The sequence below is a fragment of the Micromonospora ureilytica genome (genome assembly GCF_015751765.1).
Classification (GTDB): domain Bacteria; phylum Actinomycetota; class Actinomycetes; order Mycobacteriales; family Micromonosporaceae; genus Micromonospora; species Micromonospora ureilytica.
The window spans coordinates 6,762,698-6,783,093 of record NZ_JADOTX010000001.1; the positions used below are offsets into that span (position 1 = coordinate 6,762,698).

Consider the following 20,396-nt stretch of genomic DNA (forward strand, 5'->3'; position numbering starts at 1 on the left):
GCGGGCTCCCCCGGAAACCCTTCGTTGCCACTGTGCGTCGGTCCGGTGCGGGGCTTTGATCATCTGCCGTTACCGGTTTTGTTGAGTCGCGCCTTCTCGCGTCGGGCGGGTTGATCGACTCGGAGTTCTTGAATTCGGGGTGTCCTGCTGGTGGGGATGCCCCGATTTTCATGAGCCGGAGTGGATCACGGCTTGGCTACGCGTGGTGGCGGGCAGAGTGGGAACCCAGACCTCGACGTGGTGCGGAGCGCCGACGTTCAGCGCTTGCCGCCCGGCACCCACAGCACATCTCCTGCCGGATTTGCCGTTCTTGACAGGATAAAGAGCAGATCGGAGAGCCGGTTGAGATACTTTGCCGGGAGCGTGCTGGTTCGTTCCGGATCGTGGCTGACCAGCGCCCACGCCGCCCGTTCGGCACGCCGGGCGACGGTCCGCGCCACGTGTAGCAGTGCCGCGCCCGCGGTGCCGCCGGGGAGGATGAAGGAGTCGAGCTTGCTCAGGCGTGCGTTGTACTCGTCGCACCAGCCCTCCAGGCGCTCGACGTACTCCTCGGTCACCCGCAGCGGCGGGTACTTCGGCTCCGGCTCGACCGGGGTGGACAGGTCGGCGCCGACGTCGAACAGGTCGTTCTGCACCGACCCCAGCACGCCGCGAAGCTCCTCGTCGAGGTTTCCCAGCGCGAGCGCGACGCCGATCGCCGCGTTGCACTCGTCGACATCCGCGTACGCGGCGATCCGTGGATCGGTCTTCGGCACCTGCTCGTTGTTGCTCAGCCTGGTCATGCCGGCGTCGCCGGCCTTGGTGTAGATGCGCGTGAGGTGGACGGCCATGACGCACAGCCTACGGATTCCCGACCTGACGATCCCGCCGCGGCCGGACAGCACCGCCGGCTGGCCGGTGGTGGTGGGCCCCGGCGACGCCGGCGATCCGGCGGTAAACGATGTCGACGTCATCCGGGTCCACGGTGACGCCCGGCTGGCCGGGACCGTGCACGTGGTCGGTGCCAAGAACTCGGCGTTGAAGCTGATGGCCGCCGCGCTGCTCGCGCCGGGCCGCAGCGTGATCACCAACGTTCCCCGAATCACCGACATCGCGATCATGGGGGAGGTGCTGCGCCGGCTGGGCTGCGACGTCCAGTTCGACGCGGACGACCCGGTCGACCCGATGGTCGGTCGTGGCGGCGTGGCCCGGTCCCGGTCGGTGACGATCGACGTACCCGAACAGCCGGGCGCGGAGGCCGACTACGACCTGGTCCGACGGTTGCGCGCGTCGATCTGCGTGCTCGGGCCACTGCTGGCCCGTCGGGGGTACGTGCGGGTGGCCCATCCCGGCGGCGACGCGATCGGCTCGCGGGGGTTGGACATGCACGTCTCCGGGCTGACCCGGATGGGGGCGGAGATCTCCGGTGAGCACGGGTTCGTCATCGCCTCCGCCCCGCACGGGCTGCGTGGCGCGGACATCGTGCTGGACTTTCCCAGCGTCGGTGCGACCGAGAACCTGGTGATGGCGGCGGTGCTGGCCCAGGGCACCACGATGATCGACAACGCGGCCCGGGAGCCGGAGATCGTCGACATCTGCACGATGCTCAACGAGATGGGCGCGCGCATCGTCGGCGCGGGCACGTCGACATTGCGGATCACCGGTGTGCCAGGTCTGCGTCCGGTGCGTCACGCCACGGTGGGGGACCGGATCGTCGCCGGCACCTGGGCGTTCGGCGCGGCGATGACCCGGGGCGACGTGACGGTGACCGGGCTGGACCCGGCCTTCCTGGAGGTCGCCCTGGACAAGGTGGTGGCGGCCGGCGGGCTGGTGGAGACCCGGGGGGACGGCTTCCGCGTACGGATGGACGAGCGGCCCCGGGCGGTGGACGTGGTGACGCTGCCGTACCCCGGCTTCGCCACCGACCTGCTGCCGATGGCGATCGGGCTGGCGGCCGTCAGCGACGGTGCCTCCCTGATCACCGAGAACATCTTCGACGGCCGGTTCATGTTCGCCAACGAGATGATGCGGCTCGGCGCGGACATCAAGACCGATGGGCATCACGCGGTGGTCCGGGGACGGGGTCGGCTCTCCGGCGCACCGGTGCAGGCGACCGACATCCGCGCCGGTGCCGGGCTGATCATCGCCGGGCTGTGCGCGCAGGGGGTCACCGAGGTGTCCCACGTGCATCACGTCGACCGGGGCTACCCGGACTTCGTGGCCGACCTGCGGGCGCTCGGGGTGGCCGTCGAGCGGGGCACCACGCCCGAGGAGCCAGCGCTGGAGATCTGACGCCCCGCCACTTAGTCATCGTTCAGGCTCGCCGACTAGGGTGTTTGCAGGCACTCAATCGCAGCGAGGGAGAAGTAGATGGCGGGTCGACTCGCGGTCGTCGGGGCCGGGCTGATGGGCTCCGGCATCGCTCAGGTGGCGGCGCAGGCAGGCTGGCAGGTGACGTTGCGCGACCTGGACGAGGCCGCCACCACCCGTGGGCTCGGCGGCATCCGGAAGTCGCTCGAGAAGTTCGCCGAGAAGGGCAAGATCGAGGCGTCCGAGGTCGAGCCGACGCTGGCCCGGATCACCCCGACCACCGACCTGGAGGCGGCGGCGGACGCGGACATCGTGGTCGAGGCGGTCTTCGAGCGGCTGGATATCAAGCACGAGGTGTTCCGCGCCCTGGACAAGATCTGCAAGGCCGACGCGGTGCTCGCCACCAACACCTCGGCCATCCCGGTCACTCAGATCGCCGCGGTGACCGAGCGGCCCGAGGCGGTGGTCGGCACCCACTTCTTCTCCCCGGTGCCGATGATGCAGCTCTGCGAGCTGGTTCGCGGTTACAAGACCAGCGACGCCACGCTGGACATCGCGCGCGCCTTCGCCGAGGAGATCGGCAAGACGGTTGTCGTGGTCAACCGGGACATCGCCGGCTTCGTCACGACCCGGCTGATCTCCGCCCTGGTGATGGAGGCGGTCAAGCTGGTCGAGGCCGGGGTGGTGTCCGCGGAGGACCTGGACACCGCCTGCCGTCTGGGCTTCGGACACGCGATGGGCCCCCTGGCCACCACCGACCTGACCGGCGTGGACGTGCTGCTGCACGCCTCGAAGAACATCTACACCGACACCGCCGACGAGAAGTTCTTCCCGCCGGAGCTGCTCCAGCGGATGGTCACCGCCGGCGACCTGGGCCGCAAGACCGGCAAGGGCTTCTACACGTACTGAGTGGTGGCGACCGGGGCGGGCGTCCGCCCCGGTCGGCCGCTCAGCCGTCGCGCTTGGTGGTCCAGCGGAAGGTGGTCAGGCAGAGCACCACGCCGATCACGCACCACAGGGCCAGCACCACCGCCACCCGGCCCAGCTCGAACGAGCCGCCCGGCTCCTGGCCGCCGAAGCTCTCCGGCAGGAACACCGACCGCAGCCCCTGGCACATCCACTTGAGCGGGAACAGCGCCGCCACCTGCTGCATCCAGGTGGGCAGGTCGGTGAAGACGAAGAACACGCCGGAGATGAACTGGAGCACCAGGGCGACGGGGGTGACCACCGCCGAGCCACTGCGGGCGGTGCGGGCCAGCGACGAGATCGCGATGCCGCACAGGGTGCACGCGGTCACCCCGAGCACGGCGACCCAGCCGAAGGTGAACCACTTCGCGGCGGTGCCCGGCAGGTCGAGGTCGAACAACGCCACCGCGACGGCGAGCAGCAGGGCCGTCTCGGCGATGCCGATCGCCACCACCATGATCACTTTGCCGGCGAACCAGACCCACTTCGGCATCGGCGTGCCCCGGTAACGCTTGAGCACGCCCCGGTCCCGCTCGATCGGGATCCAGATGCCGAGGTTCTGAAAGCTCACAGTCATCAGGCCGGTCGCGATCATGCCGGTGATGAAGTACTGGGTGAACTTGACCCCGCCGCCGATCGTGCCGTCGAAGATCGACGCGAAGATCAGGATCATGATGATGGGGAAGCCCATCGTGAAGACCACCGACTCCCTGCTGCGCAGGAACTGGGTGATCTCCAGCCGGCCCTGGCGCAGGGCGAGGGCACCGGCACCCGGCCGTCGGCCGCGGGCCGCTGCCACTGGCGTGGCCGGCTTCGTCGTGGTCGTCATCGCGCGTGTCCGATCATGGTGAGGTAGACGTCCTCCAGGGTCGGCCGGGTCACAGTGAGCCCGGGGACCTCGCCGCCGTATCGCGCGGCGAGGTCGGCCACGAAGGCCGTCGGCGTCGCGCTCTGCGCGCTCTCCAGCAGCCCTTCCGGGGTACGCCAGGAGACCGTCGCGAGGGACTCCTGTCGATTGCCCAGCCGATCGGGTGCGGCGACCTCGACCAGTCGACCGCCGGCGATCACGCCGACCCGGTCGGCGAGGGCCTCGGCCTCGTCCAGGTAGTGGGTGGTGAGCACGATTGTGGTGCCGGCCGCGGCGAGGTCGCGGATCAGCTCCCAGAACTCGCGGCGGGCCTCCGGGTCGAAGCCGGTGGTCGGCTCGTCGAGGAAGAGCAGCTCGGGACGGCCGATGATGCCCAGGGCCACGTCCAGGCGGCGCTTCTGCCCGCCGGAGAGGGTGTGCGTCCGGGCCTTCGCCTTGCCGGCCAGCCCGACCCGCTCGATCACCTTGTCCGGGTCGTCCGCGTCGGGATAGAAGCCGGAGAAGTGCCGGACCACCTCGGCCACTGTCAGTTCGTCGAACTCCCCGGTGCCCTGGAGCACGATCCCGACCCGGGAGCGCCACCCTGCGTCGGCATGGGCCGGGTCGGTGCCGAGGACTGTGACCTCGCCGGCATCCCGGCGGCGGTAGCCCTCCAGGATCTCCACCGTGGTGGTCTTACCGGCGCCGTTCGGGCCCAGCAACGCGAACACCTCGCCACGGTGGACGTCGAGATCCACGCCCGCCACCGCCACGTTGTCGCCGTACGCCTTGCGTAGCCCTCGGACGGAGATGGCCAGCTCGTCATCCATGCCGTCCAGTGTGCGTCCTGGCCTGGGCCCTGTGGTGCCCGGGGTGTGGCGGTCAGCGCCACTGCGGGCGCTTGGCACCCGGACGTCCCCGACATGGACCTGTGTGGTTTTCCACAGCTCCTTTTACTGAACGGTAACTTAGACTCCGGCCATGGATGAGACGGCATTCCCGGGGCGGCTGCCCGAGCGGGACCGCCCGTGGGTGATGCGCACCTACGCCGGCCACTCGTCGGCCGCGGCGACCAACGCCCTCTTCCGCCGCAACCTGGCGAAGGGGCAGACCGGCCTCTCGGTCGCCTTCGACCTGCCCACCCAGACCGGGTACGACCCGGACCACGAACTCGCCTCCGGCGAGGTCGGCCGGGTCGGTGTGCCGGTGGCCCACCTCGGCGACATGCGGGCGCTCTTCGACGGTCTCCCGCTCGCCGACACGAACACCTCGATGACCATCAACGCCCCGGCGATGTGGCTGCTCGCCCTGTACGGCACCGTCGGGCTGGAGCAGGGCGCCGACCTGACCCGCTGTGCCGGCACCACCCAGAACGACATCATCAAGGAATACCTGTCCCGGGGCACCTACATCTTTCCGCCCGCGGCATCGCTGCGGCTCACCGCCGACGTGGTGGCGTACACGCTGCGCGAGATGCCCCGGTGGAACCCGGTCAACATCTGCTCGTACCACCTCCAGGAGGCCGGCGCCACGCCCGTGCAGGAGGTCGGCTTCGCGCTGGCCACCGCCGTCGCCGTGCTCGACGCGGTCCGGGACTCCGGTCAGGTGCCGGCCGAGCGGATGGGCGACGTGGTCCAGCGGATCTCGTTCTTCGTCAACGCCGGGGTGCGCTTCGTCGAGGAGATCGCCAAGATGCGCGCGTTCGGCGTGCTCTGGGACGAGATCACCAGGGACCGGTACGGCGTCACCGACGCCAGACAACGGCGGTTCCGCTACGGAGTGCAGGTCAACTCGCTCGGCCTCACCGAGGCCCAGCCGGAGAACAACATCCAGCGCATCGTGCTGGAGATGCTCGGCGTGACGATGTCCCGCGACGCCCGGGCCCGCGCGGTCCAACTGCCCGCCTGGAACGAGGCGCTCGGCCTGCCCCGCCCCTGGGACCAGCAGTGGTCGCTGCGGATGCAGCAGGTCCTGGCGTACGAGTCGGATCTGCTCGAATACCCCGACCTCTTCGCCGGCTCGCACGTGATGACCGCGCTTGTCGACGAGGTCGTCACCGGGGCGCGGGTCGAGCTGGACAAGGTGCTGGAGCTGGGCGGCGTCGTCGCTGCCGTGGAGACCGGCTACCTCAAGAGCGCGCTCGTCGCGTCGCTGGCCGAACGCCGCCGGCGGATGGAGTCCGGTGCCGACGTGGTGGTCGGGGTCAACAGGTACACCGAGACCGAATCCTCTCCGCTGACCGCCGCCGGTGCGGGCGCCGTCGAGCAGGTCGATCCCGCTGTCGAGGCGGCCGCCGTGGACGGCGTACACAGGTGGCGGGCCGATCGGGACGCGACCGTCGTCGACGCGGCGCTGGCCCGGCTTCGCGCGGACGCCGCGACCACCACCAACCTGATGCCGGCCACACTGGAGTGCGTGCGGGCCGGGGTGACCACCGGCGAGTGGGCCGGCGTGCTGCGCCAGGTCTTCGGCGAGTACCGGGCACCTACCGGCCTGGCCGGTGCCACCGGCGGCGGCGGTGAGCCGGGCCTCGCGGCGGTCCGCGAGCGGGTCGCCGCCACGGCGCGGGAGTTGGGCAGCGGCCGGCTGCGGCTGCTGGTCGGCAAACCCGGCCTGGACGGGCACTCGAACGGCGCGGAGCAGATCGCGGTACGCGCCCGCGACGCCGGCTTCGAGGTGGTCTACCAGGGCATCCGGTTGACCGCGGGGCAGATCGTCGCCGCCGCCGTGGAGGAGGACGTCGACCTGGTCGGGCTGTCCGTGCTCTCCGGGTCGCACCTGGCCGCCGTGCCCGCGGTACTCGACGGGCTGCGCGCCGCCGGCCGGGCGGACCTGCCGGTGGTCGTGGGCGGCATCATCCCGGCCAGTGACGCGGACACGCTCCGGGCGGCCGGCGTCGCCCGGGTCTTCACCCCGAGGGACTTCGCCCTCACCGGCATCATCGACGACCTGGTGACGGTGATCCGTCGCGCCAACGACCTGCCCTGATCAGGCGTCGCCCCGGCTGGTCAGCGGCCGGCGTAGGTCATGCAGTCGGCCATGTCGTTGTCCGGGCCGACCCGGATGGACGCCGCGTGGCACTCCAGCTGCTCGTTGTGTCGGCAGTCGGAGCGCTGGCAGGCGCCCACCTGCGCGATCATGCTCTCCACACCGCCCCGGACGGGCGACTCGACGAAGGTGTGGCAGTGGGCGTGATCCATGCTGCCGATCGTGATGGCGAAGGCGTGGCAGTCACCCGACTGGTTGTACGCGCACGCGGCGACCACACATTCCTGGACTCGGGGCATCTCCAACGCTGCGGTCATGCCGACCTCCTCTAGGCTCTTGCCCCGATACTAGGCTTTTGTCGGCCCGCAAAACCCCGGTACGGCGAGCCCGCCCGCCCATCAGACGCGGAAGCCGGCAGCGCGGGCCGCCTCTCGTTCGCGGCGCCGTTCTGATCGGCGACGGAAGAACCAGAAGGTGAAGAACGCCAGGCCGACCAGGACGACGAGCACCAGCACCGGCAGGATGATCGCCACCAGGGAGACCACCACGCTCGTGGCGTCCTCGGCGGTGCTGGCGACCGGGGCGCCGAAACCGGCGGTGGTCGCGTTGATCACCGGGCGGGCCGCAGACTTGAGCAGGTGCACGCCCAACGCCAGCAGTACGCCGGTGACGACAGGCACCCACTGGTGGGACGAGAAGAAGCTCCCCGGGTCGCTGACCGTCACCGTCTCCGACGAGGAGCCGGCGCCGAAGGCCAGGCCGCCGGCGGTGGGCCGGACCACTGTCTGCACCACGTCGTTGATGTGGTCGACCACTGGCACCTTGTCGGCCACCATCTCGACGGCGAGCAGCAGGGCCATGATGGCGATGACCCAGCCGTTGCCGAGCCAGGTCCAGCCGCTGGGCAGGTCGATCAGGTCGGTGTAACGGCCAAGCAGACCGAGGATGAGCAGGGGTATGTAGGCGTTCAGCCCCGCCGAGGCGGCGAGACCGGTGCCGGTGAGGACTTCGAACACGGTCTCAGCATCGCATCGACGCGCCAGTGCCGCTCGCTGGCGACCGGTGGGTGCTCGGCTACCCTCGTCGGGTGCGGTTGGTCATTGCGAAGTGCTCGGTGGACTATGTCGGACGGCTCTCGGCGCACCTGCCGCTGGCCACCCGGTTGCTGATGGTGAAGGCGGACGGGTCGGTGTCTATTCACGCCGACGACCGGGCGTACAAGCCGTTGAACTGGATGAGCCCGCCGTGTCGGTTGGAGGAGGCCCCCGGTGTGTGGAGGGTCGTCAACAAGGCTGGCGAGGAGCTGCGGATCACCCTGGAGGAGATATTCCAGGACACCTCGTACGAGTTGGGTGTGGATCCGGGCCTGCGCAAGGACGGGGTGGAGGCGCACCTGCAGGAGTTGCTGGCCGCCAACCCGGGTGCCCTGGGCGAGGGGTTCACGCTGGTGCGCCGCGAGTACATGACGGCGATCGGCCCGGTCGACCTGCTGTGCCGGGACGCCAACTCGGGCTCGGTCGCCGTCGAGGTCAAGCGGCGTGGCGACATCGACGGCGTGGAGCAGTTGACCCGCTATCTCGAGTTGATGAACCGTGACCCGCTGCTCAGCCCGGTCGTCGGGGTCTTCGCCGCCCAGGAGATCAAGCCGCAGGCCCGGGTGCTCGCCACCGATCGGGGCATCCGGTGTGTGGTCGTGGACTACGACAGGTTGCGCGGCATCGTGAAGGACGAGCTGACCCTCTTCTGATCGCCGCGCTAGCCGGTGCGCACCGCGATCAGTGACTTCGGCAGGCCGAACACCCGCTCCACCAGCATGGACGAGTCGGGGAAGTAGTGGCGCATCTGCGAGCGGTCCAACAGTTCGGTCCAGAGCACCTGGTGGATGGCGGCGGCGTGGCTGCGGGTGGGCTTGTGCCCCAACGGCCAGCGTTGGGCGAACGCGGTGCGCAGTCGCACCGGCAGGAACTGCATCCCCGGCGCGATCCAGTGTGGCTCGATGGGGAAGTAGCGGTAGGGCGTCTGCACCCAGTGTCGGTCGGCCAGTGAGCGGGCGGCAGCGGCGAAGCGGATCCGGCGTTCGTGCCCGCCCACATGCTCCAGCACCGAGTTCGAGAAGACCAGGTCGTAGGTGCCCTTGGTCAGGTGCGCGGGCAGGTCGCAGGCGTCGGCCTGCTCGACGTGGGCCCATTCGGGGACGACGGAGGGCGGCTGCTCCAGGTTGACGACTGTCACGCGGGCCGGTCGGACGGTGGCGCGGTGCCAGGTGCCGAGCCGGCCGCCGAGGTCGACCACGTGCATGTCACCGATGTCGGGGAAGGTGCGCGCCAGCCAGTCCGAGCGGTGCCGACGCCGCCGGGCGGCCCACGACTGCTCACTGTCGACAAGGCGGTAGCGCAATCGATTGGGGCCCATTTAACGCAATGTACCGCCGTGACCACGGCGTATAAACATGTGGATGCACCGATCTTTCTCGATGATCGGTTATCCGACACTCACCTTCCGTACATCGCCTTGATCGCCTTGACGAGCCGGGCCACGTCGGTGGGGGTGCGGTCGAAGGTCATCGACGGCAGCAGCGACCGGGCGCGACGTCGGGTGATCGCCTTGGACCGGCCGAACTCACGCAGGCCGTCCTCCCCGTGGATCCGACCGAAGCCGGAGTCGCCGACACCGCCGAACGGCAGGGTGGACATGCCGGCGAAGGTCAGCGTGGAGTTGATCGAGGCCATCCCGGAGCGCAGTCGCCGGGCGATGGCCACCGCGTGCCGCCGGCCGAAGACCGAACCCCCGAGGCCGTACGACAGGGCGTTGGCGCGGGTGACGGCCTCGTCGGCGTCGCGGACCCGGTTGATGGTCAGCGTGGGGCCGAAGGTCTCCTCGCGGACGGCGGCCGACTCCTCCGGGACGTCCACCAGCACGGTGGGGTGGACGTACGGCGGCTGCACGGCGCTCGGGCCGCCGAGCACGGCGCGCCCACCGGACGTGATCGCGGCGTCGATGTGCCGGCGGATCACGTCGATCTGCTTGGGCATGGTGATCGGCCCGATGTCGGTGCCCTCCGGCCCGACCGTCAGCCGGCCGGCGCGAGCCACCACCTTGTCGACGAAGGTGTCGAAGACGGCGTCGACGGCGTACACCCGCTCGATGCCGATGCAGGTCTGGCCCGCGTTGGTCATGCCGCCCCAGACGCACGCCTCGGCGGCCGCGTCCAGGTCGGCGTCGCTGTCGACGATCATGGCGTCCTTGCCGCCGCCCTCGATGAGCACCGGGGTCAGCGTCTCGGCGCAGGCGGCCATCACCTTGCGGGCGGTGGCCGTGGAGCCGGTGAAGGCCAGCTTGTTGACCCCGGAGCGGCACAGCGCCGCGCCCACGTCACCCAGCCCGTGCACGGCGGTGAACACCGGCTGCTCGGGCACCACCTCGGCGAAGCTGTCCACCAGCCACTGGCCGACGGCGGGCGTGTACTCGCTCGGCTTGAGCACCACGCCGTTCCCGGCGGCGAGGGCGTACGCGGCGGAGCCGATCGGCGTGAAGACCGGATAGTTCCACGGCCCGATCACGCCGACCACCCCGTACGGCTGGTATTCGAGGTGCGCGGAGAACTCGGCGAGGATGAGCCGGGACCGGACCCGGCGTGGGCCGAGCACACGGCCGGCGTTGCGGGCGGCCCAGTCGATGTGCTCGATCGCGGTGACGATCTCGACGATGGCATCGGCGACCGGCTTGCCGCCCTCGACGTGCACCAATTCGGCCAACTGCTCGATGCGCTTGGCGAGCAGGGCGCGCCACCGCAGCATGCGCTGGCGGCGGCCTGCGAAGCCCAGGCCGGCCCACCACTCGCCGGCGGCGCGGGCGCGGTCGACGGCCAGCCGCACGTCGGCCTCGGTGGCGACCGGCAGGCGACCGGCCTCGGCGCCGGTCGCGGGGCTGGTGGAAACCAACTGGCCCGCATCGATGACCGGAACGCCCGGGATATGCACTGCCGTCATGGCGGAAGTCTAGACCCGAGGATTACTCACCGGTAGGGTCCCCGATTCGAGCCGGGGGGACCGGCGTCGCACCGACCCGACCGATCGTTGATCAGTGCAGGTCAGGGCGTAGGTGGCGGATGCGGCCCGCCCGAATCGTCGAACGGCAGGTGGCCGGGAGGTGACGAGAGGCTGACCGGCCGGTCGGTACTGACGACTACCGTCTGATGGCAAGCTGACGCGCGGAGTGACGGTGTGGGGTGGAGGGCTGACTGTCCATGGAGGAACATCCGGAACTGATGCCGCTGTTGACGGTCGCGGGTGGACCGATGCGCGGCGCGAGTTTTCGCATGCGGGGCGAACCACAGGTGATCGGTCGCGCGCCGACCGGTCAGGTGGTCATCAACGACCCGCACCTGAGCCGTCGCCACGCCGAGGTGTGGCTGGCGCCGGAGGGCCCGTCCCTGCGGGACCTGGGCTCCACCAACGGCACCTGGCTCAACGACCGGCGGATCACCGAGGTGGAACGACTCTCCGACGGTGACGTGATCCGGCTGGGCCGTACCGAGCTGCGCCTGTTCGACCCCGGGGTGGCGCTCACCGATCCGGTCGGGCTGAGCTTCGGCCCGTCCCGGCGTGACGTCCGACCGACGCTGCCGCTACCGCTGGCCGCGCCGCCGGGCGCACGTCGCTGATCGCCTGGCGGTCGGCCACACCGGGCAGCTCCGTTGGGTGGCGGTCCGACACCTGGACCGACGGGGACACCCGTGGCAGCATGCCGCGGATGGAGACCGAGCAGCGGACCGTGACGGCGAACGGCATCACCCAGGCGGTACGGGTGGCCGGCCCGCCGGACGGCACGCCGGTGCTGCTGATCCACGGCAACTGCTCGTCCGCGCTGTTCTGGGAGCCGCTGGTCCGGCGTCTGCCGCCGACGCTGCGGGTGGTCGCCCCCGACCTGCGGGGGTACGGCGACTCCGCGACGGCCCCGGTGGACGCCACCCGGGGCCTGCGGGACTTCGCCGACGACGTGGCCGCCCTCCTGGACGACCCGACGCTCTTCGACGCCGACGCGCGCCCGGTGGTGGTCGGGCACTCCCTCGGCGGCGGCGTCGCGATGCGCCTCCTGGTCGACCATCCGCACCGGGTGGGGGCGTTGCTGCTCGCCGCGCCGGTCTCCCCGTACGGCTTCGGCGGCACCCGTGACCTGACCGGCACGCCGACCACAGCCGACTTCGCCGGCACCGGCGCCGGCACGGCGAACCCGGACTTCGTCGCCCGACTCGCGGCCGGCGACCGGAGCGCGGACGCGCCGGCCAGCCCGCGCGCCGTGCTGCGCGCCACCTATGTGGCCGATCCCGCCTCGCTGGGCGCGGACGAGGATCTGCTGCTGGACACCGTGCTCTCCACAGCTACCGGGGACGACAACTACCCGGGCACGGCGGTGCCGTCGGAGAACTGGCCGGGCACCGCGCCGGGGGAGCGCGGGGTGCTCAACGCGCTCGCGCCGACCTGGTTCCGGCTCGCCGACGAGCTGGTGGCCGTCGCCGAGAAACCGCCGGTCACCTGGGTACGCGGTGACGTCGACGTCATCGTCTCGGACACCTCGCTCTTCGACCTGGCGTACCTGGGTTCGCTGGATCTCGTGCCCGGCTGGCCCGGCGCGGACGCCTGCCCACCGCAACCGATGGTCGGCCAGACCCGGGCGGTGCTCGACCGGTACGCGGCTGCCGGCGGCGCGTACCACGAGGTGGTGCTGCCCGGCTGCGGTCACAGCCCGCACCTGGAGCGCCCGGCGGAGTTCGTCGCGGAGTTGTTGGCCCTGACCAGCTTGCCGGTCGTCGGATAGGCGGTCCAGGTGTCGGCCGCGCTGGGCACGGCTGGGCCGTGGGTGAAATATGCCACGGCGTCTCGACAACTCACCGTCAGGTGGCAGACTCGCGCGCATAACCTTAGCGGCCGTTCAGTGGCCGTGCGGAGTCTCTGGGGAGGTCGGTCGTGGCGCGCGAGTTCAGCACCGTTGGCGTGGTGGGGCTGGGCACCATGGGTGCCGGCATCGTCGAGGTCTTCGCCCGCAACGGCATCGACGTGGTGGCCGTGGAGATCTCCGCGCCGGCGCTGGAACGTGGCCGGGCCACCCTGAAGGGTTCCACCGACCGGGCGGTCGCCAAGGGCAAGCTCGCCGAGGCGGACCGCGACGCCCTGCACGAGCGGGTGCACTTCAAGGTCGGCCTGGACGCGCTGCACTCCGTCGACCTGGTCATCGAGGCGGTGCCCGAGCACCTGGACCTCAAGCAGCGGATCTTCGCGGAGCTGGACCGGGTCTGCCGACCGGAGACGATCCTCGCCACCAACACCTCGTCGCTGAGCGTCACCGAGATCTCGGTGGCCACCAGCCGCCCCAACCAGGTCATCGGCATCCACTTCTTCAACCCGGCACCGGTGATGAAGCTGGTCGAGGTGGTCCGCACGGTCGTCACCGCACCCGAGGTGGTCGCCGACGTCGAAGCGCTCTGCGCCCGGCTCGGCAAGGTCGACGTCACCATCAACGACCGGGCCGGCTTCATCGCCAACGCGCTGCTCTTCGGCTACCTCAACCACGCGGTCGGCATGTTCGAGTCGCACTACGCGACCCGGGAGGACATCGACGCCGCCATGAAGCTCGGCTGCGGCCTGCCGATGGGCCCGCTGGCGTTGATGGACCTGATCGGCCTGGACACCGCGTACGAGATCCTGGACACCATGTACCGGCGCGGCGGGCGGGACCGCCGGCACGCACCGGTGCCGCTGCTCAAGCAGATGGTGACGGCGGGGCTGCTCGGCCGGAAGTCGGGCCGGGGTTTCTACACCTACGAGCGGCCCGGCTCCCCGGTGGTCGTACCCGATGAGGCGACGCCGCTGGCCGCGGAGTCGGCGCTCGCCGACGGCGCGCGCGCCATCACCAAGGTCGGCGTCGTCGGCTCCGGGACGATGGCCACCGGGATCATCGAGGTCTTCGCGAAGGCCGGCTACGAAGTCGTCTCGGTGACCCGCGGGATGGAGAAGTCCGCGAAGGTCTGCGAGGCGGTCAAGACCTCGCTGAACAAGGGCGTGGTGCGCGGCAAGCTAGCCGAGGCCGACCGGGACGCCGCCCTGGGCCGGATCAGCTGGTCGGCCACGCTCGACCACCTCGCCGACGTCGACCTCGTGGTCGAGGCGGTGGTCGAGGAGTTGAGCGTCAAGAAGGCCCTCTTCGCGAGCCTCGACGAGATCTGCAAGCCGGGCGTGGTGCTGGCCACCACCACCTCGTCGCTGCCGGTGATCGACGTGGCGATGGCCACCCACCGACCGGCCGACGTGGTGGGACTGCACTTCTTCAACCCGGCGCCGGTCATGCCGCTGGTCGAGGTGGTCCGGACCATCCGCACCTCGCCGGAGGCCACCGCCACCGCCCGCGCCGTCTGCGCCGCGCTCGGCAAGACCGGTGTGGTCTGCGGCGACCGGTCCGGCTTCATCGTCAACGCGCTGCTCTTCCCGTACCTGAACGACGCGGTGAAGATGCTGGAGGCCAGCTACTCGACGGCCGACGACATCGACCACGCCATGAAGCTCGGCTGCGGCTACCCGATGGGCCCGTTCGAGCTGCTCGACGTGGTCGGGCTGGACGTCGCGCTGGCCATCCAGCGCGAGCTGTACCTGGAACTGCGCGAGCCGGGCTTCGCGCCCGCGCCGCTGCTGGAGCACCTGGTGACCGCCGGCTACCTGGGCCGCAAGACCCGCCGCGGCTTCCGCGACCACTCGCACCGCTGACCGGGTCAACGCCTGCGGGTCCTGACCGCGTCTGCAGTATGTGACCTTCGAGGAGTACGTCGGCAGCCGCGGCCCGGCCCTCGTTCGGCTCGCCCGGCTGCTGACCGGTGACGAGCACCGGGCCGAGGATCTCACCCAGGAGGTGTTGTCCCGGGCGTACGTGCACTGGCGCAAGATCTCTCGGGCGGACCGGCCCGACGTGTACGTGCGCCGGATGCTGGTCAACGCCAACAACTCCTGGTGGCGCCGCCGGTCGAACCGCGAACTGGCCATCGACACGTTCGTGGACCGGCCGCACCGCGGCGACCTCGGCGGCGAAGCGGCCGACCGGGACGAGATGTGGCGGCTGATCCTCGGCCTGCCCGACCGCCAGCGGGCGGTCCTGGTGCTGCGCTACTACGAGGACCTGGACGACGCGACCATCGCGCAGATCCTGGACTGCTCGCCGGTCACCGTCCGCACCCACGCGATGCGGGCGCTCGCCAACCTCCGGGAGCGCTGCGGTGCCCCGGCCACCAACGGGAGCCGACCGTAATGGACCTCGACCAGCGGATCATCTCAACCCTGCGGGAGCACGCCGACGGCCAGGTGGACATCGACCGGCTGACCAGTGGGGCGGTTGCCCGGGGCCGGGCCCGACGGACGCGGCGACGGGCCGCGGTGGGCGGGACGGCGCTCGGCGTCGCGGCGGTGCTCGGCCTCGGGGTGGCGGGTGGCGGTGGGCTGCCCGTGGAGGTGCCCTGGACGGGGGCGAAACCGGCAGCCCGGTCGGCCACGCCGGCGGCGGCGCCCGGGGTGCCAGGCGCACTCGCCCGACCTGATCTGGTCGGAAAGGACCCCGGTCTGCTGCACTTCGGCGTCGACCCGGCCCGCGCTCGCTACCTGAGCTGGCGATCGGCGGCCGGCCTGGAGAGCGCCGAGCTTGATCTGGGCGGCCCCGCGCCGGTCAGTTTCTACCTCGCCCGCAGCGCCGCCGTGGCCGAGGAGGTTCACCTGGAGGGCGACAGGCTCATCCCGGAGCCGGCGGACAAGCCTTACGACGGTCAGCTGGATCGGTCCTCCACGAGCGGCGCTGTTCCGATCTGGGTGCTGCGGTGGCAGCCGGTGCCCGGCCTCTTTGCCCGCCTGCGCACGGAGGCGCCCACCGACGCGGCGCTGCGGGTGGCCAAGAATGCCCTCCGCCTGGATGTGGCGCACCAATGCAGCGCTCCGGTGCGGCTCACGGCGTTGCCGGCAGGGGCGTGGAAGGCTGGCTGCGAGGTCAACGTGGCCAACCTCCCGGCCACGCTGGACGTCTCGCTGATCGTCAACGGGCGGGGGGATCGCTCGATGGAGGTGCGGCTTCAATACGCGCGCAGCATCGCTGGTGAGCGCAGGGAGCCCAACGCGACGGCGGACGGCAGGCAGGCCTACCGCTACCCGCAGGGCGGGATGATGGAGCTACTTGGAATACCGAAGGCTCATCTCACCGCCGGTTGGGGCTGGCCGAACAAGGGCTTCACCGGGGAGGACGCGGCCACGGTGCTGGGCGGGGCGCAGGTCGCCGAGCACCTGGACCGGCCCGCGACCTGGTGACCGCCCCGGACGGCCGCACCCACCGGACGTACGCTTGGTGACTGTGAGCCCCCGTCGCAATCGCCCTCGCCGGGACGATAACGCCAACCTGGACGCCGACCGGGTCCGGCAGGGCGTCGCCTCGGTGCAGCAGTGGACCGACGGCGCCTGGCAGGTACGCGGCATCGGCGCGAACGCGTCGGTCAAGACGTACCGCTGCCCCGGTTGCAACCAGGAGATCCCACCCGGGGTGGCGCACCTGGTGGCCTGGCCGGCGGACGGCCTGGGTGACCTGACCGACCGGCGGCACTGGCACAGCGGCTGCTGGCGCGCCCGGGACCGGCGCGGCCCGGCGGTGCAGCGCGGCCGCGGTGCCCCACGCTACTGAGCGACCTGGGTCACCCTGTTCGTGCCTGGGCGGGCGGTGGCGGCGACTTCGCGACAGACTTGGGCGGTGAGCACAGCGATCCGCGCGTCGTCGATCCTGCCCGGCCGCCGGGAGGACATCGAGCTGCACACCGCCGACGGTCTACGGCTGGTCGGTGAGCTGGCCCTGCCGGCCGACCGGCCGCCGGTGGCCACCCTGGTCTGTCTGCACCCGCTGCCCACCCACGGCGGAATGATGGACAGCCACGTGTTCCGCAAAGCGGCCTGGCGGCTGCCCGCCCTGGCCGACCTCGCGGTGCTGCGATTCAACACCCGGGGCACCAGCAGCGTGCGCGGCACCAGCGAGGGAGCCTTCGACGGCGCCGTGGGCGAGCGGTACGACGTGGCCGCCGCCATCGAGTACGCGGAGTTCGCCGAGCTGCCCAACATCTGGCTCGTCGGCTGGTCGTTCGGCACCGACCTGGCACTGAAGTACGGCTGCGACCCGACGATCGCCGGGGCCGTCCTGCTCTCCCCGCCGCTGCGCTTCTCCGCCCCTGATGACCTGGCCACCTGGGCCAACTCGGGTCGGCCGCTGGTGGCGCTCGTGCCGGAGTTCGACGACTATCTGCGCCCGGCCGAGGCGCGGGAGCGGTTCGCCGCCGTGCCACAGGCCGAGGTGGTCGGGGTGCCGGGCGCCAAGCACCTCTGGGTGGGCGACGCGGAGACGGTGCTCGACGAGATCGTCCGACGGGTCAACCCGGCCGTCGAGGTGCCGCTGCCGACGACCTGGGACGGCCCGATGGAGGCCGGCGACGTCAGCGCGTACGCCGACCGGACGGTGGCCGCCTTCGCCGACACGCCCGTCCCCGGCCCGGCCGCCAGCAAGGCGGACTGACCCGCCCGTCCCCGGCCGGGCCGCTGGTCAGGCCGCCGGGCCGCTGGTCAGGCCCGGCCGACGCTCAGCGGCGCTCCTGGCGGGGCAGCACCACCTCGCGCAGGATCAGTTGCAGCGCGGCCACCGTGGGGATGGCGATGAGCGCGCCCACCACACCCAGCAGCGCCACCCCGAGCAGCGCGGCCAGCAGGGCGGCCACCTCGTTGACCTCCACCGAGCGCCGCATCACCTTCGGGTAGATGAGGTAGTTCTCCACCTGCTGGTAGATGAGGAAGAAGACCGCGCAGGCGATGCCGGTGGGCAGGTCGGCGGCGAAGCCGACCAGGCTCACGATCACCGCGCCCAGGGTGGCGCCGATCTGCGGGATCAGGTCGGTCACCGCGACCACCACGGCCAGCGCGAACGGGTACGGCAGGTCGACGATCAGCGCGAACATGAAGGTGGTCGCACCGGCCAGCACCGCGATGCTCAGCGCGCCGACCATGTACGCGCCCACCTTGGCCAGTATCTCGTCGCCGATCAGCTGCACCCGGTGCCGCCGGGACCGAGGCACCAACGAGTACCCCAGCGAACGCAGCCGGTCGAAGTAGGCCAGGAAGTAGATCGTCAACACCAGCACGGTAAGCGTCCGGAACACCGTGCCGAAGATCAGTTGTGCGCCGCCCAGCACCCCGCCGAGCGCCCGCCCGACCGTCTCCGCGTTGGCCGCACCCTGCACCCGCTCCACCACGTCGTACCGCTCCACCAGGTCATTGACCGTCGGGTTGCGGCGCAACTCGTCGAGCAGGCTCGGGATCTGGTCGATGAACTGCCCCGACTGGGTGACGATCGGCGGGACCAGCGCCACCACGCCGCCGCAGAGCAGCAGCACCACCGTCAATGCGACAGCCGCCACCGCCAGGCCGTGCGGCACACCCCAGCGGCCCAGCCGGACCACCGCCGGGTTGAGGCCGACCGCGAGGAAGAGCGCGATCACCACCAGCACGAGGATGCCGCCGGCATTGCGAATCCCCAGATAGAGGGTGTACGCCAGCAGCACGCCCAGCGCACCGGTGAAGCCGATCAGGAAGCTGCTGCGGCGCAGTGGCCGCCCCGGTGTGCCGAACTTTCCGGACGGGACCGCCGGCGGCTCATCCGGATCGATCCCCGGGGCGGGAACCGGCACCGGTGCTGGCGCTTCCGCCGGTGGCGTCTCTTCCGGTGCTCGCGTCTCCGCCGGCTGTGGGTTTTCCGCCGGTGGTGGGCCGGGGGTCACGTCCGGGTCGTCGCCGGACGGGCCGTGCTGTGGCACCAGGGACCTCCCGGCTCAGGCGCTCGGGCGACGGGCAACGGCCACGAACGCCCGCCACGCGGCAGGCGCGAACACCAGCACCGGACCGGTCGGGTCTCCGTTGCCGCTACGGCTGGATGTGCGCCAGAGCGCGCCGGTCAGGTCCATGAGGCCACAACTTCCTTCATCAGTTCGATCGACTGGCGGCGGGACAACGCAACGTTTTTGATCATCTCCCAGCGCCCCAGCAGAGTAGCCACCTCATGGTCGCCATCGACGACGAGACCGTCAATCTGGTGCTCCATGTGCCCCACCCAACCACCGTCGGCGCCTCGGGCCAGATTGAACGGCCCGGAAAGGTCGACGTGCAGGCCCCCGACCTCTGCCCACCACCAGATCTTGGACAGTTTCCGTTAGGACCTAACGGAAACTGTCCAAGATCTGGTGGTACGGCGGCGTTCAACGGCGAAAGCTGTCCGGATGCTGCCCGCCGATGACGCCGACGCACTCGACTGGCTCGCCTTCGAGCAGGCGGGGGTGCTGACGACCGCGCAGGTCGCCAGCCTGCTCAGCGAGGGGACGGTGCGAGGCCGGATTCGGTCCGGTCGGTGGCGGTCGATCTGTCGCGGGATTCTGCTGGCCGGCAACGGCCGACTCACCCGCGATCAACAGCTCTGGGTGGCGGTGTTGGCAGCCGGGCCGGGGGCGGTGCTGGCCGGGGTGTCCGCCGCCGCCGAAGCCGGGGTACGGGGACTGCGGCGCGAGCCGCTGCACGTGCTGGTGCCGGCAGCTCGCCGTGCCGCGCGGAGCACCCTGCGTCGACTTCCGATCGACATGCCAGCCGTCCTGGTCCACCGCACAACGGTCCTACCCGAGGCCCATCTCCAACGTGCCCGCCCGACGCGCACCACGACGGCGCGGGCCCTGGTGGACGCGGCTGGCTGGGCGGCCGGCGTGGACGAGGCGCAGGCGGTGCTGGCCGCCGGCTGCCAGCAACGCCGGGTGCTGCCCGAGGAGTTGCGGGTGGTGCTCGACGTCCTCCCTCGGGCCGCCCGCCGGCAGCTGATCCTGCAGACCGTCAGCGACATCGCCGGCGGCGCACAGGCGCTCTCCGAGATCGACTTTGTGCGGCTGTGCCGCCGGCACCGGTTGCCCGCCCCCGACCTTCAGGAGCACCGGGTCGACGCGGCCGGCCGGAACCGCTGGCTCGACGCGTACTGGCGGGAGTGGCGGGTGCAGGTGGAGATCGACGGCGCGCACCACATGGACGCCAAGCAGTGGGCGGCGGACATGCGCCGGCAGAACGACGTCTGGACCAGCGGCGACCGGATTCTGCGCTTCCCAGCTTGGCTGGTCCGCGCCGACCCCCACGAGGTCGCCGAAACCGTCCGCCGCGCCCTCAGCGCAGCCGGCTGGACCCCCACCCCGCCCGTACGCCACCCCACGCAAAAGTGAATCTTG

At 71.1% G+C, this 20,396-nt stretch carries 22 protein-coding genes; 12 read left to right on the forward strand and 10 right to left on the reverse strand.

Annotated features, from left to right (window positions below; translation table 11 throughout):
• Positions 1 to 257 precede the first annotated feature (257 nt).
• On the reverse strand, positions 258 to 830 hold the full coding sequence (locus tag IW248_RS31110) for a cob(I)yrinic acid a,c-diamide adenosyltransferase (protein WP_091405871.1): 573 nt from the start codon (positions 828 to 830) through the stop codon (positions 258 to 260).
• Between IW248_RS31110 and murA the strand changes: the two genes are divergently transcribed.
• Positions 829 to 2,271, forward strand: coding sequence for a UDP-N-acetylglucosamine 1-carboxyvinyltransferase (gene murA, locus IW248_RS31115; protein WP_196929745.1), 1,443 nt, complete (start codon positions 829 to 831; stop codon positions 2,269 to 2,271). The genes IW248_RS31110 and murA overlap by 2 nt on opposite strands.
• A gap of 78 nt (positions 2,272 to 2,349) precedes the next feature.
• A complete protein-coding gene (locus IW248_RS31120) occupies positions 2,350 to 3,198 on the forward strand; it encodes a 3-hydroxyacyl-CoA dehydrogenase family protein (protein ID WP_196929746.1) in 849 nt (282 codons plus the stop codon).
• A gap of 40 nt (positions 3,199 to 3,238) precedes the next feature.
• Here the strand turns inward: IW248_RS31120 and IW248_RS31125 are convergent, their stop codons facing one another.
• Positions 3,239 to 4,084 carry an ABC transporter permease gene (locus tag IW248_RS31125; protein WP_196929747.1) on the reverse strand — a complete coding sequence of 282 codons (846 nt, stop codon included), beginning with the start codon at positions 4,082 to 4,084 and terminating at the stop codon, positions 3,239 to 3,241.
• Entirely contained in the window at positions 4,081 to 4,932 is an 852-nt protein-coding gene (locus tag IW248_RS31130; protein WP_196929748.1) for an ABC transporter ATP-binding protein, read from the reverse strand. Before IW248_RS31130 ends, IW248_RS31125 begins: the two co-directional genes overlap by 4 nt.
• Before the next feature lie 151 nt (positions 4,933 to 5,083).
• On the opposite strand from IW248_RS31130, the gene IW248_RS31135 reads away from it, so the two are divergent.
• Positions 5,084 to 7,090 (forward strand): ethylmalonyl-CoA mutase, encoded by a 2,007-nt coding sequence (locus tag IW248_RS31135; protein ID WP_196929749.1) that lies wholly within the window; start codon positions 5,084 to 5,086, stop codon positions 7,088 to 7,090.
• 20 nt (positions 7,091 to 7,110) lie between these two features.
• On the opposite strand, the gene IW248_RS31140 is transcribed toward IW248_RS31135, so the two are convergent.
• Together IW248_RS31140 and IW248_RS31145 are read right to left on the reverse strand one after the other, a co-directional pair.
• Positions 7,111 to 7,407 carry a DUF1540 domain-containing protein gene (locus IW248_RS31140; RefSeq protein WP_124821207.1) on the reverse strand — a complete coding sequence of 99 codons (297 nt, stop codon included), beginning with the start codon at positions 7,405 to 7,407 and terminating at the stop codon, positions 7,111 to 7,113.
• A gap of 81 nt (positions 7,408 to 7,488) precedes the next feature.
• Entirely contained in the window at positions 7,489 to 8,106 is a 618-nt protein-coding gene (locus IW248_RS31145; RefSeq protein WP_124821208.1) for a DUF4126 domain-containing protein, read from the reverse strand.
• Between the two features lie 71 nt (positions 8,107 to 8,177).
• Between IW248_RS31145 and nucS the strand changes: the two genes are divergently transcribed.
• Positions 8,178 to 8,837: an endonuclease NucS gene (gene nucS / locus IW248_RS31150; RefSeq protein WP_124821209.1), complete on the forward strand. Its 660-nt coding sequence runs from the start codon at positions 8,178 to 8,180 to the stop codon at positions 8,835 to 8,837.
• 8 nt (positions 8,838 to 8,845) lie between these two features.
• Here the strand turns inward: nucS and IW248_RS31155 are convergent, their stop codons facing one another.
• Both IW248_RS31155 and IW248_RS31160 read right to left on the reverse strand, forming a co-directional pair.
• A complete protein-coding gene (locus IW248_RS31155) occupies positions 8,846 to 9,502 on the reverse strand; it encodes a methyltransferase domain-containing protein (protein WP_196929750.1) in 657 nt (218 codons plus the stop codon).
• A gap of 80 nt (positions 9,503 to 9,582) precedes the next feature.
• Positions 9,583 to 11,079 carry an aldehyde dehydrogenase family protein gene (locus tag IW248_RS31160; RefSeq protein ID WP_196929751.1) on the reverse strand — a complete coding sequence of 499 codons (1,497 nt, stop codon included), beginning with the start codon at positions 11,077 to 11,079 and terminating at the stop codon, positions 9,583 to 9,585.
• 308 nt (positions 11,080 to 11,387) lie between these two features.
• Between IW248_RS31160 and IW248_RS31165 the strand changes: the two genes are divergently transcribed.
• The 7 genes from IW248_RS31165 (at position 11,388) to IW248_RS31195 (ending at position 17,665) form a co-directional block, all read left to right on the forward strand.
• Complete coding sequence (locus IW248_RS31165; protein ID WP_269155267.1) at positions 11,388 to 11,753, forward strand: FHA domain-containing protein; 366 nt, start codon at positions 11,388 to 11,390, stop codon at positions 11,751 to 11,753.
• Between the two features lie 80 nt (positions 11,754 to 11,833).
• A complete protein-coding gene (locus tag IW248_RS31170; RefSeq protein WP_372432747.1) occupies positions 11,834 to 12,907 on the forward strand; it encodes an alpha/beta hydrolase in 1,074 nt (357 codons plus the stop codon).
• 149 nt (positions 12,908 to 13,056) lie between these two features.
• Positions 13,057 to 14,847, forward strand: a complete 1,791-nt coding sequence (locus IW248_RS31175) for a 3-hydroxyacyl-CoA dehydrogenase family protein (RefSeq protein WP_196929754.1) — start codon at positions 13,057 to 13,059, stop codon at positions 14,845 to 14,847.
• Positions 14,848 to 14,887: 40 nt separating this feature from the next.
• The gene (locus IW248_RS31180; RefSeq protein WP_196929755.1) at positions 14,888 to 15,382 is read left to right on the forward strand and encodes a SigE family RNA polymerase sigma factor; all 495 of its coding nucleotides are present in this window, start codon (positions 14,888 to 14,890) and stop codon (positions 15,380 to 15,382) included.
• Positions 15,382 to 16,422, forward strand: a complete 1,041-nt coding sequence (locus IW248_RS31185; protein ID WP_196929756.1) for a hypothetical protein — start codon at positions 15,382 to 15,384, stop codon at positions 16,420 to 16,422. Before IW248_RS31180 ends, IW248_RS31185 begins: the two co-directional genes overlap by 1 nt.
• A gap of 43 nt (positions 16,423 to 16,465) precedes the next feature.
• Complete coding sequence (locus tag IW248_RS31190) at positions 16,466 to 16,789, forward strand: Rv1322 family protein (RefSeq protein ID WP_307788332.1); 324 nt, start codon at positions 16,466 to 16,468, stop codon at positions 16,787 to 16,789.
• Between the two features lie 66 nt (positions 16,790 to 16,855).
• A complete protein-coding gene (locus IW248_RS31195) occupies positions 16,856 to 17,665 on the forward strand; it encodes an alpha/beta hydrolase (RefSeq protein ID WP_196929758.1) in 810 nt (269 codons plus the stop codon).
• Positions 17,666 to 17,729: 64 nt separating this feature from the next.
• Here IW248_RS31195 and IW248_RS31200 read toward each other — a convergent pair whose 3' ends face one another.
• The 3 genes from IW248_RS31200 to IW248_RS31210 are packed head-to-tail and all read right to left on the reverse strand — an operon-like array spanning position 17,730 to position 19,342.
• Positions 17,730 to 18,956: an AI-2E family transporter gene (locus IW248_RS31200; protein WP_372432748.1), complete on the reverse strand. Its 1,227-nt coding sequence runs from the start codon at positions 18,954 to 18,956 to the stop codon at positions 17,730 to 17,732.
• A gap of 15 nt (positions 18,957 to 18,971) precedes the next feature.
• Positions 18,972 to 19,103, reverse strand: coding sequence for a DUF397 domain-containing protein (locus IW248_RS31205; protein WP_196929759.1), 132 nt, complete (start codon positions 19,101 to 19,103; stop codon positions 18,972 to 18,974).
• Positions 19,094 to 19,342, reverse strand: a complete 249-nt coding sequence (locus IW248_RS31210; RefSeq protein ID WP_372432774.1) for a Scr1 family TA system antitoxin-like transcriptional regulator — start codon at positions 19,340 to 19,342, stop codon at positions 19,094 to 19,096. The genes IW248_RS31205 and IW248_RS31210 overlap by 10 nt, the downstream gene beginning before the upstream one ends.
• Positions 19,343 to 19,415: 73 nt before the next feature.
• Here IW248_RS31210 and IW248_RS31215 point away from each other — a divergent pair, with 73 nt between their 5' ends.
• On the forward strand, positions 19,416 to 20,390 hold the full coding sequence (locus IW248_RS31215) for a DUF559 domain-containing protein (RefSeq protein ID WP_196929761.1): 975 nt from the start codon (positions 19,416 to 19,418) through the stop codon (positions 20,388 to 20,390).
• The last annotated feature ends 6 nt before the right edge of the window (positions 20,391 to 20,396 follow it).

Coding starts and splice junctions, on each gene's coding strand:
- IW248_RS31140 (WP_124821207.1), bottom strand. CDS start 7,407: ATGACCGCAGCGTTGGAGATGCCCCGAGTCCAGGAATGTGTGGTCGCC.
- IW248_RS31185 (WP_196929756.1), top strand. CDS start 15,382: ATGGACCTCGACCAGCGGATCATCTCAACCCTGCGGGAGCACGCCGAC.
- IW248_RS31170 (WP_372432747.1), top strand. CDS start 11,834: ATGCCGCGGATGGAGACCGAGCAGCGGACCGTGACGGCGAACGGCATC.
- IW248_RS31120 (WP_196929746.1), top strand. CDS start 2,350: ATGGCGGGTCGACTCGCGGTCGTCGGGGCCGGGCTGATGGGCTCCGGC.
- IW248_RS31130 (WP_196929748.1), bottom strand. CDS start 4,932: ATGGATGACGAGCTGGCCATCTCCGTCCGAGGGCTACGCAAGGCGTAC.
- IW248_RS31110 (WP_091405871.1), bottom strand. CDS start 830: ATGGCCGTCCACCTCACGCGCATCTACACCAAGGCCGGCGACGCCGGC.
- murA (WP_196929745.1), top strand. CDS start 829: ATGACGCACAGCCTACGGATTCCCGACCTGACGATCCCGCCGCGGCCG.
- IW248_RS31215 (WP_196929761.1), top strand. CDS start 19,416: ATGCTGCCCGCCGATGACGCCGACGCACTCGACTGGCTCGCCTTCGAG.
- IW248_RS31155 (WP_196929750.1), bottom strand. CDS start 9,502: ATGGGCCCCAATCGATTGCGCTACCGCCTTGTCGACAGTGAGCAGTCG.
- IW248_RS31160 (WP_196929751.1), bottom strand. CDS start 11,079: ATGACGGCAGTGCATATCCCGGGCGTTCCGGTCATCGATGCGGGCCAG.
- IW248_RS31125 (WP_196929747.1), bottom strand. CDS start 4,084: ATGACGACCACGACGAAGCCGGCCACGCCAGTGGCAGCGGCCCGCGGC.
- IW248_RS31205 (WP_196929759.1), bottom strand. CDS start 19,103: ATGGACCTGACCGGCGCGCTCTGGCGCACATCCAGCCGTAGCGGCAAC.
- IW248_RS31165 (WP_269155267.1), top strand. CDS start 11,388: ATGCGCGGCGCGAGTTTTCGCATGCGGGGCGAACCACAGGTGATCGGT.
- IW248_RS31135 (WP_196929749.1), top strand. CDS start 5,084: ATGGATGAGACGGCATTCCCGGGGCGGCTGCCCGAGCGGGACCGCCCG.